16 protein-coding genes and 2 riboswitches are annotated in these 13584 nt (G+C 43.1%); of the genes, 9 read left to right on the forward strand and 7 right to left on the reverse strand.

Annotation, left to right across the window (positions count from 1 at the left end; all coding sequences use genetic code 11):
- Nucleotides 1–58 precede the first annotated feature (58 nt).
- Nucleotides 59–184, forward strand: a complete 126-nt coding sequence (locus NST22_RS07350; protein WP_003232500.1) for a hypothetical protein — start codon at nt 59–61, stop codon at nt 182–184.
- A gap of 33 nt (nt 185–217) precedes the next feature.
- Here NST22_RS07350 and mtnA read toward each other — a convergent pair whose 3' ends face one another.
- The 3 genes from mtnA to NST22_RS07365 all read right to left on the reverse strand — a co-directional run bounded on the left by mtnA (nt 218) and on the right by NST22_RS07365 (nt 3592).
- Nucleotides 218–1279 carry an S-methyl-5-thioribose-1-phosphate isomerase gene (gene mtnA / locus NST22_RS07355; RefSeq protein ID WP_003232498.1) on the reverse strand — a complete coding sequence of 354 codons (1062 nt, stop codon included), beginning with the start codon at nt 1277–1279 and terminating at the stop codon, nt 218–220.
- A gap of 7 nt (nt 1280–1286) precedes the next feature.
- The gene (mtnK, locus tag NST22_RS07360) at nt 1287–2480 is read right to left on the reverse strand and encodes an S-methyl-5-thioribose kinase (RefSeq protein WP_003244973.1); all 1194 of its coding nucleotides are present in this window, start codon (nt 2478–2480) and stop codon (nt 1287–1289) included.
- A gap of 92 nt (nt 2481–2572) precedes the next feature.
- Nucleotides 2573–2729, reverse strand: a riboswitch (SAM riboswitch).
- Nucleotides 2730–2812: 83 nt separating this feature from the next.
- Complete coding sequence (locus NST22_RS07365; protein ID WP_003232495.1) at nt 2813–3592, reverse strand: carbon-nitrogen family hydrolase; 780 nt, start codon at nt 3590–3592, stop codon at nt 2813–2815.
- Nucleotides 3593–3686: 94 nt separating this feature from the next.
- Here NST22_RS07365 and mtnE point away from each other — a divergent pair, with 94 nt between their 5' ends.
- The 5 genes from mtnE (at nt 3687) to mtnD (ending at nt 8166) form a co-directional block, all read left to right on the forward strand.
- Nucleotides 3687–4883, forward strand: a complete 1197-nt coding sequence (gene mtnE, locus NST22_RS07370) for a methionine-glutamine aminotransferase (RefSeq protein ID WP_003244774.1) — start codon at nt 3687–3689, stop codon at nt 4881–4883.
- A 38-nt stretch (nt 4884–4921) separates the two neighbouring features.
- Nucleotides 4922–5022: riboswitch (SAM riboswitch) on the forward strand.
- An 84-nt stretch (nt 5023–5106) separates the two neighbouring features.
- Nucleotides 5107–6324, forward strand: coding sequence for a 2,3-diketo-5-methylthiopentyl-1-phosphate enolase (gene mtnW / locus NST22_RS07375; RefSeq protein WP_003245108.1), 1218 nt, complete (start codon nt 5107–5109; stop codon nt 6322–6324).
- Nucleotides 6321–7028: a 2-hydroxy-3-keto-5-methylthiopentenyl-1-phosphate phosphatase gene (mtnX, locus tag NST22_RS07380; protein WP_003245748.1), complete on the forward strand. Its 708-nt coding sequence runs from the start codon at nt 6321–6323 to the stop codon at nt 7026–7028. Before mtnW ends, mtnX begins: the two co-directional genes overlap by 4 nt.
- On the forward strand, nt 6986–7615 hold the full coding sequence (locus NST22_RS07385; RefSeq protein WP_003244782.1) for a methylthioribulose 1-phosphate dehydratase: 630 nt from the start codon (nt 6986–6988) through the stop codon (nt 7613–7615). Before mtnX ends, NST22_RS07385 begins: the two co-directional genes overlap by 43 nt.
- Before the next feature lie 14 nt (nt 7616–7629).
- On the forward strand, nt 7630–8166 hold the full coding sequence (mtnD, locus tag NST22_RS07390; RefSeq protein ID WP_003244952.1) for an acireductone dioxygenase: 537 nt from the start codon (nt 7630–7632) through the stop codon (nt 8164–8166).
- 40 nt (nt 8167–8206) lie between these two features.
- Here mtnD and NST22_RS07395 read toward each other — a convergent pair whose 3' ends face one another.
- On the reverse strand, nt 8207–8527 hold the full coding sequence (locus NST22_RS07395; protein ID WP_003232481.1) for a YkvA family protein: 321 nt from the start codon (nt 8525–8527) through the stop codon (nt 8207–8209).
- Between the two features lie 202 nt (nt 8528–8729).
- On the opposite strand from NST22_RS07395, the gene spo0E reads away from it, so the two are divergent.
- A complete protein-coding gene (spo0E, locus tag NST22_RS07400; RefSeq protein ID WP_003218598.1) occupies nt 8730–8987 on the forward strand; it encodes an aspartyl-phosphate phosphatase Spo0E in 258 nt (85 codons plus the stop codon).
- 85 nt (nt 8988–9072) lie between these two features.
- Nucleotides 9073–9504: a hypothetical protein gene (locus tag NST22_RS07405; protein WP_003245685.1), complete on the forward strand. Its 432-nt coding sequence runs from the start codon at nt 9073–9075 to the stop codon at nt 9502–9504.
- Nucleotides 9505–9531: 27 nt separating this feature from the next.
- Here the strand turns inward: NST22_RS07405 and kinD are convergent, their stop codons facing one another.
- The gene (kinD, locus tag NST22_RS07410; RefSeq protein WP_010886497.1) at nt 9532–11052 is read right to left on the reverse strand and encodes a sporulation kinase KinD; all 1521 of its coding nucleotides are present in this window, start codon (nt 11050–11052) and stop codon (nt 9532–9534) included.
- 192 nt (nt 11053–11244) lie between these two features.
- Between kinD and mhqR the strand changes: the two genes are divergently transcribed.
- Nucleotides 11245–11682, forward strand: coding sequence for a MarR family transcriptional regulator MhqR (gene mhqR / locus NST22_RS07415; RefSeq protein WP_003232475.1), 438 nt, complete (start codon nt 11245–11247; stop codon nt 11680–11682).
- 39 nt (nt 11683–11721) lie between these two features.
- Here mhqR and motB read toward each other — a convergent pair whose 3' ends face one another.
- On the reverse strand, nt 11722–12507 hold the full coding sequence (gene motB / locus NST22_RS07420) for a flagellar motor protein MotB (RefSeq protein ID WP_003232473.1): 786 nt from the start codon (nt 12505–12507) through the stop codon (nt 11722–11724).
- On the reverse strand, nt 12479–13291 hold the full coding sequence (gene motA, locus NST22_RS07425; protein WP_003244739.1) for a flagellar motor stator protein MotA: 813 nt from the start codon (nt 13289–13291) through the stop codon (nt 12479–12481). The genes motB and motA overlap by 29 nt, the downstream gene beginning before the upstream one ends.
- Between the last annotated feature and the right edge of the window lie 293 nt (nt 13292–13584).

Raw genomic sequence — 13584 nt, forward strand, 5'->3', positions numbered from 1 at the left:
GACATATCATTTTATTAAGTTAAAAAAGTTGGTCTGATGAAAAAGGAGGACAAAGCAATTGAAGCCGAGCCGCTCTGAGAAACTTGCCGTTTTTGCCGAACTGTTTGTGAAACTGCATATCTTATCAAGCGCTCAAAAAGATGAAATCATCAATGTTAACAAAAAGAAACAAAAAAACCGCTGACTCGGCTCCAAATGAGCAAAGTCCAGCGGTTTTTTAATGCACCTTTTCTCCTTTAAACAGCTGTTCAATCTCTTCTTCATAGTTTCCGGTCATAATCCCTTTTTCTGTGATGATTCCTGAAATGAGATCATGAGGTGTAATGTCGAAAGCGGGATTAAAGACAGGCACATTGGATGGAGCGGTCCGAACTCCGGAAATCTGCCTGACTTCCTCGGGATCTCGTTCCTCTATCGGGATATCAGCGCCGCATTTGACCTTTGTATCAAATGTAGATAAAGGTGCGGCGACAAAAAACGGAATATCAAAGGCGTTTGCTAAAATAGCAAGACCGTATGTGCCGATTTTATTTGCCGTATCACCGTTCTTTGCAATTCGGTCGGCTCCGACGATAACAGCGGAAATTTGTTTTTCCTTCATCGTATGGGCGGCCATGCTGTCTGTGATCAGAGTGACATCAATGCCCCCCTGCATCAGCTCCCAAGCAGTAAGGCGTGAACCTTGCAGGACAGGCCTTGTTTCACAGGCATAAATGTGTAATCCCAAATCTTTTTGTTTGGCCAAGTAAAACGGAGCTAGCGCCGTTCCATAGCGGCTTGTCGCGATTGAGCCGGCATTGCAGATCGTCATGATCCTGTCGCCTTTTTTGAAAAGCTGCAGGGCGTTTTGGCCGATCAACCGGCACGTTTCCTCATCCTCGACCTGAATCTGAATGGCTTCATGGACAAGGTTTGTTTTTGCTTCATTTACGGAAATCGCGTTTTCGACCGAATGACTCAGTCTCTCAAGCGCCCATGACAAATTAATGGCGGTAGGCCGTGAGCTGTTTAAATATTGTTTGATGTCTTCCAGTCTGCGGCGGAATTCCGTGACATTGTCTGTTTCAATGTCTTTGGCAGCAAGCGCCAGTCCGAAGGCAGCTGTAATGCCGATCGCCGGAGCGCCCCTTACTTTGAGCGTGACAATCGCATCAAATACATCCTCTTTCGTCGTCAGCTCCAAATATTCCGTCTCATCAGGAAGCTTTTGCTGATTTAAAATGGTAATAGCTGTTTCTTTCCATTCAACAGAACGTGGAACAGCAAATGAATGGGTCATGAATAGATCATTCCTTTACAAGTAACTTAAATAATTCAATAACATCTGTTATCGTTTTGAATTCCGAACGTTTTTCGATAAAGGCTGTGCCGGTTTCGAGCGCCAAGCGTTTTCTGCCGATTCGTTTATCAAACGGCACGATCGTATCCAGGTCAGCTACATGGGCAAGGCCGATCGTGCGTCGTATCAGCTCACAGCCCGCAAATCCGATTGCTTCTTCAAAAATATGGCTGAGCGTATCAGTGAGGTAACCGTCGATGTTGGCGTAAACATCCAGACTGTCCTTCTGCCAGGCTTCACTAAACGTCTCTTCAAACGTTTCCCAGACCTGGTTGACATGTTCATATAACGGCTCTCTGTCAGCCCCGTCACGGCTGAGTGCGTTCAAAAATAAGTTGGCGATAAATTGCCCTACATCAAAGCCGATCGGTCCGTAAAAAGCAAACTCAGGATCAATCACCTTTGTTTCGTGCTCACTTGCGAAAATGCTTCCTGTATGCAAATCACCATGAATCAACGTTTCTGCAGACGTTAAAAATGACTTTTTCAGCTTAGCGGCTTCGATTTTAACGCTGTCATTATTCCAAAGCTTTTCGACAAAAGGACGAAGCTCTTCTTCAAAATCATTTGTGTCATGGTCGAAGAAAGGATCTGTAAAAACAAGTCTTTCCGTAATGTCGCATAGCTCTGGATTTGTAAACTGTTTAACAAGCTGTTTTTTCACCTTAGGTTCAAGCGCGTAATCTGATGAGTAGAAAAGTGTTTTTCCTAAAAATTCACCGATGTGCTGCGACAGATGAGGATAGTTTTCACCCTCAATGAGTCCTTTTCTTGCGATCTTGAGGTGAGAGAGATCCTCCATGACGGTAACCGCCATTTCCGTATCAGAATAAAACACTCTTGGAACCAGGTGAGGCACATGCTCGCCCTGACGGATGAGAGCGCTGCTTTCGATTCTTGCACGGTCGATTGTCAGCGGCCAGCTTTCTCCCACCACTTTTGCATACGGAACCGCCTGTTTAATGATCAATGCTCTGTCATGTTCTTGATCATAAATATGAAAAACGTAATTTAAGTTGCCGTCTCCGATCTCCTGGCATGTCAGCGTGCTTTTGCTTGGAAATAGGCCAAGCTTCACCGCCAACGCCACAGCGGAGCTTTCATTTAACGTTTCGTATAAAGGTGTTTTTGTGACTCCCATCATCATAACCTCCAATTATGTAATTAATTAATATGTGGCCGTAAAAAAGCCTCCTTCTCAGAGAGAAGGAGGCTTAACATCTATGTCCGCCTCTCTTATCTCTCAGATCAGATCTGAATGGAATTAGCACCGTGCCTTAAGAGACCAGCGTCTCGGCGCGAAAAAAATGCGCCCCATTTCACAATGGAATTACGGTCGGTTGCTGTTGGGGTCAAAAGGCCAAATCCCTCGCCCAACTCTCGATAAGAGAATATATTCACTTGTTTGACAATTCTAATTTATCAGTTGATGAACATGGTAACAGGTAATTTAGTTAGTTGTCAATATATTTTTTAATATAAATCTTTTCTGATATCATCGAAAACAGGAATGCTCTCCCGAACTTCTGCGCTTTCTTGAAGGTCGATTTCCGCTCGGACTATGCCTTCTTCCCGGCCGCCTTCAGCAAGTACACGTCCCCATGGATCAATAATCAGGCTATGTCCTGCAAATTCATTATCCGGATTTGAACCGGTACAATTGCAGGCTGCGACAAAGCATTGGTTTTCAATGGCCCGCGCAATAAGCAGGCTTTTCCAATGATCAAGGCGGGGAAGAGGCCATTCCGCAGAAATAAACAGCACGTTGGCGCCTTTTGTCGTATGTTTTCTGATCCATTCCGGAAAACGGATATCGTAACAGATCAATCCAGAGCTTTTGACGCCGTCAAGCTCAAAGTATCCGTCTTCGGAACCGGCTGATAAATACAGATGCTCATCCATCAGCTGAAAAAGATGGGCTTTTCTGTACTCTTTAATGATTTGCCCTTCCTTATCCGCGATGTACATTGTATTATAAACATCAGAATTCTTCCTGACAGCGACCGATCCGGCGACAATATGAACACCATGTTTTTTTGCCGTTTTCTTCAGCCAGCTCTGAGCGGAGCGGCCGTCTTCGTCAGCGAGTTCATCAAGATTGGCCAGATCATATCCGGTCGTCCATAATTCAGGCAGAACAAGAACATCAGCATGTTTGCTTTCTTTTTCGATGAAAAATTCAGCCTTTTTTATATTTTCCGAAGGTTTTCCGTATGAAATATCAAATTGAAGACAAGATATCGTCCATTTCATCTTTTTAACACCCCAAATTTTTCTTTACTTTTTTCATTTAACCATATATGATGATGGACTATCATTTCAAGATTTTTTTAGAAGGTGAGAATAGATGAAATTTGAACAGTCTCATGTATTGAAGGAATTGCCTAAACAATTCTTCGCTTCTCTGGTGCAGAAAGTGAACCGAAAGCTTGCAGAAGGACATGACGTTATCAATCTGGGACAGGGAAATCCAGATCAGCCGACTCCTGAGCATATTGTTGAGGAGATGAAACGAGCTGTCGCTGATCCTGAGAATCATAAATATTCGTCTTTTCGCGGCTCATACCGTCTGAAGTCAGCGGCTGCTGCATTTTACAAAAGAGAATACGGCATTGATCTGGATCCGGAAACCGAAGTCGCTGTATTATTCGGCGGAAAAGCCGGTCTAGTCGAGCTCCCGCAATGCTTGTTGAATCCCGGTGATACGATTTTAGTTCCCGATCCGGGTTATCCTGATTACTGGTCGGGTGTCACACTTGCAAAAGCAAAGATGGAAATGATGCCGCTCGTAAAGGACAGAGCGTTTCTCCCTGATTACAGCAGCATAACCGCTGAAATAAGGGAACAGGCGAAATTGATGTATTTGAATTATCCGAATAATCCGACTGGAGCTGTTGCTACTTCCGAGTTCTTTGAAGATACCGTGCGTTTTGCGGCTGAAAACGGAATCTGCGTCGTTCACGATTTTGCTTACGGCGCTGTAGGATTTGACGGCTGCAAGCCTTTAAGCTTTTTGCAGACTGAAGGTGCGAAGGATATCGGAATTGAAATTTACACGCTGTCAAAAACGTATAATATGGCAGGATGGCGGGTTGGCTTTGCCGTCGGAAACGCTTCGGTCATTGAAGCGATCAATCTTTATCAAGACCATATGTTTGTCAGTCTTTTCAGAGCGACTCAGGAGGCTGCAGCAGAGGCACTGTTAGCCGATCAGACGTGTGTGGCAGAGCAAAATGCCAGGTATGAGAGCAGGAGAAACGCTTGGATCACGGCATGCCGGGAAATCGGCTGGGATGTAACAGCTCCCGCAGGTTCTTTTTTTGCATGGCTGCCTGTGCCTGAAGGCTATACTTCTGAGCAGTTCTCAGATCTTTTGCTGGAAAAAGCGAATGTGGCAGTTGCGGCTGGAAACGGCTTCGGTGAATATGGCGAGGGCTACGTCAGAGTCGGACTTTTAACAAGTGAAGAAAGACTTAAGGAAGCCGCTTATCGAATTGGCAAACTGAACCTGTTTACCCAAAAAAGCATTGACAAGACCTTATAACGATGGGATAATTCAAAATAATTTATAAAATCTATATTTTCTTATCAAGAGCAGGCAGAGGGACGAGCCCGATGAAGCCCGGCAACCGACTTATAAAGCACGGTGCTAATTCTTGCAGCTAGCGGCTGAGAGATAAGATTCGGACGAGAAACGAAACCTCTTTAGACGCGATTGCAGTTTGAAGAGGTTTTTTGATATGGATGAAAATGAAAGGAGCTCTGGCATGAGTGAGTTATTAGCGACATATCTCCTGACCGAACCGGGAGCCGATACAGAGAAGAAAGCAGAACAAATCGCAACAGGATTGACAGTAGGCTCCTGGACTGATCTGCCCCTTGTAAAACAGGAGCAAATGCAAAAGCACAAGGGGCGGGTGATAAAAGTTGAGGAGAGAGAGGGAACTGCTGCATCAGAAAAACAAGCGGTCATCACAATTGCCTATCCTGAAATCAATTTCTCTCAGGATATTCCGGCTTTGCTGACAACAGTGTTTGGCAAGCTGTCCCTGGACGGAAAAATCAAATTAATCGATCTTCACTTCTCTGAAGCATTTAAGCGTGCACTGCCGGGACCGAAGTTTGGCGTATACGGCATCCGGAAGCTGCTGGGAGAGTTTGAGAGACCGCTGTTAATGAGCATATTTAAAGGCGTAATCGGAAGGGACCTGAGTGATATTAAAGAACAGCTCCGGCAGCAGGCGCTTGGCGGAGTTGACTTGATTAAAGACGATGAAATTTTCTTTGAGACTGGTCTAGCGCCTTTTGAAACAAGAATTGCAGAAGGAAAGCAAATATTGAAAGAAACGTATGAACAAACCGGACATAAAACGCTGTATGCGGTGAATTTGACCGGACGTACGGCTGATCTGAAAGACAAAGCGAGACGCGCCGCCGAATTGGGAGCGGATGCGCTTTTGTTTAATGTCTTCGCTTACGGCTTGGACGTTATGCAAGGCCTTGCAGAAGATCCTGAAATCCCAGTTCCGATTATGGCGCATCCAGCAGTGAGCGGAGCGTTTACGTCTTCTCCGTTTTACGGTTTTTCTCACGCTCTTTTACTCGGAAAATTAAACCGATATTGCGGTGCTGACTTCAGCCTCTTTCCGTCTCCATATGGTTCGGTTGCGCTTCCAAGAGCAGATGCACTGGCGATTCATGAAGAATGTGTGAGAGAGGATGCTTTTAACCAAACATTTGCTGTTCCGTCAGCAGGCATTCATCCCGGCATGGTTCCGCTATTAATGCGTGATTTCGGCATAGACCACATTATTAACGCCGGAGGAGGCGTACATGGACATCCGAACGGTGCCCAAGGCGGGGGGCGAGCGTTCAGAGCTATTATTGATGCGGTCCTAGAGGCCCAGCCGATTGATGAAAAAGCCGAACAATGCAAGGATCTTAAGCTTGCGCTAGATAAATGGGGAAAGGCTGAAGCCGTATGACGACTCGAAAACCTTTTATTATTTGTGATTTTGACGGAACAATCACGATGAACGACAACATTATAAATATCATGAAAACATTTGCTCCCCCAGAGTGGATGGCATTAAAAGACGGCGTACTTTCCAAAACGCTGTCAATCAAGGAAGGTGTCGGGCGGATGTTCGGCCTTCTGCCCAGCAGTTTAAAAGAAGAGATTACAAGTTTTGTATTGGAAGATGCAAAAATCAGGGAAGGCTTTCGGGAATTTGTAGCATTTATCAATGAGCACGAGATTCCGTTTTATGTCATAAGCGGTGGAATGGACTTTTTTGTATATCCTTTGCTTGAAGGCATTGTGGAGAAAGACCGCATTTATTGCAACCATGCTTCATTTGACAATGACTATATCCATATTGACTGGCCTCATTCCTGCAAGGGCACATGCAGCAATCAATGCGGGTGCTGTAAGCCGTCGGTCATCCATGAACTTTCTGAACCGAACCAATATATCATCATGATCGGTGATTCGGTTACAGATGTGGAGGCAGCAAAGCTGTCTGACCTATGCTTTGCAAGGGATTATTTATTAAACGAATGCCGGGAGCAAAACCTCAATCATCTTCCGTATCAAGATTTTTATGAGATCAGAAAGGAAATTGAGAATGTAAAGGAGGTACAGGAATGGCTGCAAAACAAGAACGCTGGCGAGAGCTCGCTGAAGTAAAACGGGAATTGGCAGAGAGAGATTGGTTTCCGGCGACTAGCGGCAATCTGTCAATTAAGGTTACAGATGAGCCTTTAACATTTCTCGTCACTGCAAGCGGAAAAGATAAACGCAAAGAGACGGTTGAAGATTTTCTGCTGGTCGATCAAAACGGAGAGCCTGCTGAAAGCGGGCATTCTCTGAAACCGTCAGCAGAAACGCTTTTGCATACACATTTGTACAATAAAACCAATGCCGGATGCTGCCTGCATGTCCATACGGTAAACAATAATGTGATTTCAGAGTTATACGGAGACCAAAAGAAAATCACATTCAAAGGCCAGGAAATTATAAAAGCACTCGGCTTGTGGGAAGAGAACGCAGAAGTGACCGTTCCGATTATAGAAAATCCGGCACATATCCCGACGCTAGCGGCACTGTTTGCGGAAGAGATTTCAGAAGATTCAGGAGCTGTTCTGATCCGAAATCATGGTATTACGGCTTGGGGGAAAACAGCATTTGAGGCAAAAAGAGTGCTTGAAGCGTATGAATTTTTGTTCAGCTACCATTTGAAATTGAAAACACTCGAGCATCAGCTGGTTAAATAAAAGGAGGAATTGAAATGGCTACAATTCGAATTCATGATGAGGCAAATACAACGATTGAAAATCAAGAGGAAGTGGCAAGCTTTCTGGACAGTCAAGAGGTTATTTATGAGCAATGGGATATCACGAGGCTTCCGGAACATCTCTCAGAGAAATATGACCTGACAGAAGAAGAAAAACAGCAAATTCTTGATACCTTCGAAACTGAAATTAAAGATATCTCAACCCGCCGCGGCTATAAAGCACAGGATGTTATTTCATTGTCAGACAGCAATCCGAAACTTGATGAACTGCTTGAAAACTTTAAAAGAGAGCATCACCATACAGACGATGAGGTTCGTTTTATTGTAAGCGGACACGGTATTTTTGTCATTCAAGGCCAGGACGGCACGTTTTTTGATGTCCGTTTAAACCCTGGAGATTTAATCTCCGTGCCTGAGAATATCCGCCATTACTTCACGCTTCAGGAGGACCGCAAAGTTGTCGCGGTGAGAATTTTTGTCACAACTGAAGGCTGGGTTCCTATTTATGAAAAAGACAGCGTGAATCAATAAGCGTGAGATAGCCCCGTTCATCGAACGGGGCTTTTTATATTTATTGCAAACGCCACTTTTCATATTGTGACAGTTCTTTTTTAATCAGTGTCCAAATCAAACCTAAAACAGCTGCATCGTCAATGAATCCAAGACCGAGGATTACGTCTGGAATGATATCGAGCGGCATGACGATATACAGGATTGCGGCAGTTAACAGCAAAAGTGTTTTAACCTGTGAACGAGGGTAGTCGCCATTTCGCCAATCGCGAAGCATCTGAAAAAAAGTAGTGATGTGCTGGATACATTTTTTTCGGTTTTTCCTCTTTAAAATCGCTTTTCCGCCTGCCGCTCCGAGCATTATTGCTTTCTTTTTCTTCATTGGGCATACCTCCTGCCTGGCGGCGTGTTTAAGATATTCTTCACCTGGGTATTGTTCTTCTAATCCTATCAATATATCTATTATACCTGAAAAATTAACTTATTTAATGAAAATATGTTTACAAATAAAGTATAATCTGTAATAATGCACAATAACCCAATCAAACTTGTTTCCTATTTCTTAGCGGCGAGGGGTGAAGTGAATGGGCGGTTCTTCTGAACAAGAAAGATTGTTGGTGTCTATTGATGAAAAAAGAAAGTTAATGATAGATGCCGCTAGAAAGCAGGGATTTACAGGGCATGACACGATCAGGCACAGTCAGGAGCTGGATTGTTTAATAAATGAATATCATCAGCTTATGCAAGAAAACGAACATTCCCAAGGGATTCAAGGCCTTGTAAAGAAATTAGGCTTGTGGCCCCGCAGAGATGTTATGCCAGCATATGATGCAAATAAATAGCGGCCTATCAGATGCATATATAAAGAGAGAGCTTTTCGGAAGCGCTCTTTTTTTCTGGAAAAAATTCATATGAAAGAGGGAACTAATGAAGGAACTGGCGATTCTCATTACCGAAATGGTCAATCAATTTCATGATGCTTTTATTTCCTTATGCGGAATATTTGGCATTCATTTAACTGACAAAGAAATGCATTTTTGGGTGATCGGCATTTTTGGCATATTCTTTTTCGGCGTCACTCACGCTGTGTTTACATGGCTTTCTAAATGGAGTATGACAGCCTTGTCCTTTATCTATACCGTTACAGTCATCATTGTCATCGTATTTGCGATTGAGATTCAGCAAAAGGTGACGGGGAGAGGGAATATGGAGTTTTTAGATGCCACGGAAGGTATAAAGGGTTTTTTAGTATTTTTTATGTTTTTTTTGCTTTTGAAAATGCTGTTGCGTTTCATCAAAATCCTTTTTTCTGGAAGACCAGCAAGCAAATCGAATGGCAATGCCCGATCACGAAGATAAAAAACCCTCCTGACATGGTCAGGGGGGCTATGATGCGGATACGGGGAGGGTGATCGTCACCTCTGTGCCTCTTCGCACTTCACTTTCAATATGAATAGAGCCTCCGTACATCAGCACGATCCGTTTACAAACAACAAGGCCGAGACCGGTTCCTTTTTCTTTAGAAGTAACAAAGGGAAGGAAGATGTGATCCAGCATTTCCTGAGAAATCCCTTCACCGTTATCCACAACTTTGATTATGGCTTTTTTATCTAAAGCTCCTAGGGAGATCGTCAGTTTGCCTCCTTCAGGCATTGACTCGAGGCCATTTTTTGCTACATTTAAAATCACTTGTTTAATATGATCTTTTGTACATTTTACGAGTAAGGGCTGCTCGGTTAGATACTGTAATTCGACTTCAACATTGTATAGATTGCCCTCAGAATAAATGATCGGCATAATTTCTCCGATAATGTCCTGAAGTGAGTTCAGCTCCCATTTTTCAGCTGTCGGCTTGCCGAGAACGAGAAACTCACTCACTATTTGATTGATGCGCTTTATCTCCTGTTCGATAATGGAGAAGTAAAGCTGATCTTCCTCACCTTTATATTTCTTTTGCAACAGCTGAATAAAGCCGCTTATCCCGGTGAGGGGGTTACGGATTTCATGGGCTGTGCTGGCAGCAAGCGTCCCGATCAGCTCTAATTTTTGCGCCTCGTTTTCTGAGCGCTCCAGCTGGGTCTGCCGCTTCAGCAAATAATACAGCACGAGAATAAAAAGGATATTCAGCAGAACAATAATACATGAAAGCGGAAGCACAAGGCTTTTCGACAGTTCTTCTATTGTGACCGGGTTCGGATAGACTTTCATATTCCAGCTGATATCATCCAGATATCCGCTGACAGGTTTCTGATCCTCTGCATGAGAGGCTTGTCCGCTCGCAAAAATCATTTTCCCGTCTTGGTTCACAACTTCAATATAAACATCAGGGCTTAGTAAGTTAATGAGATTTTTCAAATAATCAATTTGAATAGCTGCGACAAGATAATCTGTCACATTACGTTTTGAGTCCAAAACAGGCACACAAATTGTGAAAATTGGCTGACCAGTAATTCTGCTCGAATAACTATCTGAAATGACTGTCTTTTTAGTTTCCTTTGCTTTTATAAAAAAAGATCTGTCGGCCAGGTTTACTTTCGTTTTTAATTCGGTTGTGCTTGCGGTGACGTCTCCTTTGGCATTGAGAAAATAGAGACCGGAAAATCTCGGCTCTGAATCAAAGGTCTTTTCCAAAATTGATTGCATTTTCTTTATATCAACCGGTCTGTCGATGGCGATGGACAAGGAGGTCATTCTCGCCATTGTTTCTCCGATTAAATAATTGATTTTGTTGCGGTGAAGGTTTAGCAGGACACTTGCTTCTTGTTTATGTTCTGCAGCTATTGTATCTTTTTCTTTTTCATATACGAAAAAGCTGATGACGATTGCCGGAATCACGACCAGTATGATATAAAGTTTGACTCTCCCGCAGGCGCCTTTTAGTATTTTCAATTTGCATCGCTCCAACATACACCTGATTAGAGGTATTATATCATTGTTTCTTCTTCTTTAATAAGAAAAAATAACCAAAAAAATTAGAAAAAGATGTTGGCAAGCTTACATTTTAAAAAAGAAGAGAAATATTGGAAAGATTTTTATTGACATTTTGGTCTTTGTTTATTAATGTTTCTCTGTAACGGTTTCTAAAAGGATGATTGAGACATGACAGAAAAATCACTGAAGTTATTTATCGTGCTGTCGCGCGCGTATCGGTCTATTAACGATCATATGAATAAGCATATTCATAAGCATGGGCTGAATCCGACTGAATTTGCTGTGCTAGAGCTTTTGTACCATAAAGGCGATCAGCCGCTGCAGCAGATAGGAGATAAAATTCTCTTGGCTAGCGGGAGCATCACATACGTTGTAGATAAGCTGGAGCAAAAAGAACTTCTCATTCGGAAAGCGTCTCCTACAGACAGACGAGTGACATTTGCGCAAATTACTGAAAAAGGCATCGGTCTTTTGAACGATATTTTCCCTGATCACGCTGCTGAAATTGATGAAATGATCAGCGTATTAAGCGAAGAAGAGGTAGAGATGTGCACCGAAATGTTAAAAAGAGTAGGATTAAACGCAAAACAGTTTCATAATAAGTAAAAAAAGGAAGCCTGATATGTCACAAGGCTTCCTTTTTTGCTATTTTTCATTTGTTTCCGCTGCGCCTCTCGGCAAAATGAGAACTTCAACCCGCCGGTTTTTGCTTCGGCCTTCCGCAGTTTTATTGGAAGCCACCGGTTTATACTCGCCATAACCCTTGGCGCTGAACACTTTTGCATCGAGCTTGGGGTTTTCAATCAGGAGCCCCATAAAGTTTACCGCTCTCATGACGCTTAAATGCCAGTTTGATTGGAATTCAGAATTTTTAATTGGCATATTATCAGTATGTCCGCTGATAATGATATTTCTTGGCGGGTTAATCACAAGAAGATTTGAAATCTCTTTTGCAAGCGGCACATCTTCCTTACGGATGGTCGCTTTTCCAGAATCGAAGAAGATGCTGTCTTTAATCGTAATCAGAAGGCCTTCACTAGTCATCTTCGTCTCCAGCTGATGTTCCAGCTTTTTATCTTTGATGAACTTTTCCACCTGGCTCTTCACATTTTCAAGTTCTTCTTGATCAGCTGCTTTTTCTTTTTCTTTCTTGTTTTTCTCTTTCTCTTCTTTTTCCTTTTTCACTTCATCGATGCCGTCTGACTCGTTTTCAGGAGGAGTGACACTGGAGTAGTCCAGTACACCGGTTCCGCCTGTAAAAACTTCATTAAATGATTTTGAGAGCATTTGAAACTTAGCTGCGTCAATCGAGCTGCTCGCGTACAGCACAATAAACAATGCCAGGAGAAGAGTAAGGATGTCGGCGTAAGGAACGAGCCATGATTCATCAACGTGCTCGTCCTCATGCTTCTTCTTCTTTTTTCTCGCCATTTTGCGCCTCTCCTTGTTCTGCAAATTTCAAGCGGTCCTTCGCAGGAAGATACATTAAAAGCTTTTGTTCGATGACTTTCGGTGCTTGTCCTTCTAAAACGGATAAAACACCTTCAATCATGACCTCACGCAGTTTTACTTCCTGTTTTGATTTTCGTTTTAATTTATTTGCGAAAGGATGCCATAACACATACCCTGTAAAGATACCGAGAAGTGTGGCAACAAAGGCAGCACTGATGGCGTGTCCAAGCTCATCTGTGTTATCCATATGAGAGAGAGCGGCAATCAGCCCGATTACAGCGCCGAGTACTCCAAGTGTCGGAGCGTACGTTCCTGCTTGTGTAAAAATAGCGGCTCCTGCTTGGTGCCTGTCCTCCATTGCTTCGACTTCCTCTGTCATAATATCTCTTATAAATTCCGCGCTTTGCCCGTCAACAGCCATGCTGAGCCCGTTTTTCAAGAAAGCATCATCTACATCCTCAATGCTTGCTTCTAAAGCAAGCAGACCTTCGCGGCGTGCAAGCTGAGCCCATTCAGAGAACATAGGAATGAGTTCCTCTATTGTGAGCTGTTTATTTTCCTTAAATAACACTCGAAACAGCGTAGGCACTTTTTTAATTTCTTTTGTTGGGAACGCAATAACGACTGCTGAGATTGTCCCGGCGATAATAATTAAAATGGCAGCGGGGTTTGCAAGGGCGCTGAAACTGACGCCTTTCAGAACCATCCCGACGCTCAATGCCACAAAAGCAAGAATAATACCGATTAACGAAGTTTTATCCATAGTTTTCACCAAATCCTTTTTTACTAGCTTGTCTATGGTTAATATCGGTTTTGGTGCCCGGAACTTTAGGGACATTGTGAATTTGTTCATGAAATATTCAAGGAAGAGGCATAGAAGGGAGAAATAAACAAAAACGGGCTCTCCAAAATTGAAAAGCCCGGGGGTCTACTGAAATTAGCAGCTTGCTTGCAAGCTGTCCTTCAGATGGTATTCATATAATAGTAGAAATACATATTCACTGTATATAAACATGTTCCATCCCTCCTTAAAAAAGTGTAAAGGATGAAGGGAAG

The sequence above is a fragment of the Bacillus sp. PS237 genome, assembly GCF_037963345.1.
GTDB lineage: Bacteria > Bacillota > Bacilli > Bacillales > Bacillaceae > Bacillus > Bacillus subtilis.

Coding starts and splice junctions, on each gene's coding strand:
- mhqR (WP_003232475.1), top strand. CDS start 11,245: ATGACAGAAAAATCACTGAAGTTATTTATCGTGCTGTCGCGCGCGTAT.
- kinD (WP_010886497.1), bottom strand. CDS start 11,052: ATGTTGGAGCGATGCAAATTGAAAATACTAAAAGGCGCCTGCGGGAGA.
- mtnE (WP_003244774.1), top strand. CDS start 3,687: ATGAAATTTGAACAGTCTCATGTATTGAAGGAATTGCCTAAACAATTC.
- NST22_RS07405 (WP_003245685.1), top strand. CDS start 9,073: ATGAAGGAACTGGCGATTCTCATTACCGAAATGGTCAATCAATTTCAT.
- NST22_RS07365 (WP_003232495.1), bottom strand. CDS start 3,592: ATGAAATGGACGATATCTTGTCTTCAATTTGATATTTCATACGGAAAA.
- motB (WP_003232473.1), bottom strand. CDS start 12,507: ATGGCGAGAAAAAAGAAGAAGAAGCATGAGGACGAGCACGTTGATGAA.
- mtnK (WP_003244973.1), bottom strand. CDS start 2,480: ATGGGAGTCACAAAAACACCTTTATACGAAACGTTAAATGAAAGCTCC.
- mtnA (WP_003232498.1), bottom strand. CDS start 1,279: ATGACCCATTCATTTGCTGTTCCACGTTCTGTTGAATGGAAAGAAACA.
- mtnX (WP_003245748.1), top strand. CDS start 6,321: ATGACGACTCGAAAACCTTTTATTATTTGTGATTTTGACGGAACAATC.
- NST22_RS07395 (WP_003232481.1), bottom strand. CDS start 8,527: ATGAAGAAAAAGAAAGCAATAATGCTCGGAGCGGCAGGCGGAAAAGCG.
- motA (WP_003244739.1), bottom strand. CDS start 13,291: ATGGATAAAACTTCGTTAATCGGTATTATTCTTGCTTTTGTGGCATTG.
- spo0E (WP_003218598.1), top strand. CDS start 8,730: ATGGGCGGTTCTTCTGAACAAGAAAGATTGTTGGTGTCTATTGATGAA.
- mtnD (WP_003244952.1), top strand. CDS start 7,630: ATGGCTACAATTCGAATTCATGATGAGGCAAATACAACGATTGAAAAT.
- mtnW (WP_003245108.1), top strand. CDS start 5,107: ATGAGTGAGTTATTAGCGACATATCTCCTGACCGAACCGGGAGCCGAT.
- NST22_RS07385 (WP_003244782.1), top strand. CDS start 6,986: ATGGCTGCAAAACAAGAACGCTGGCGAGAGCTCGCTGAAGTAAAACGG.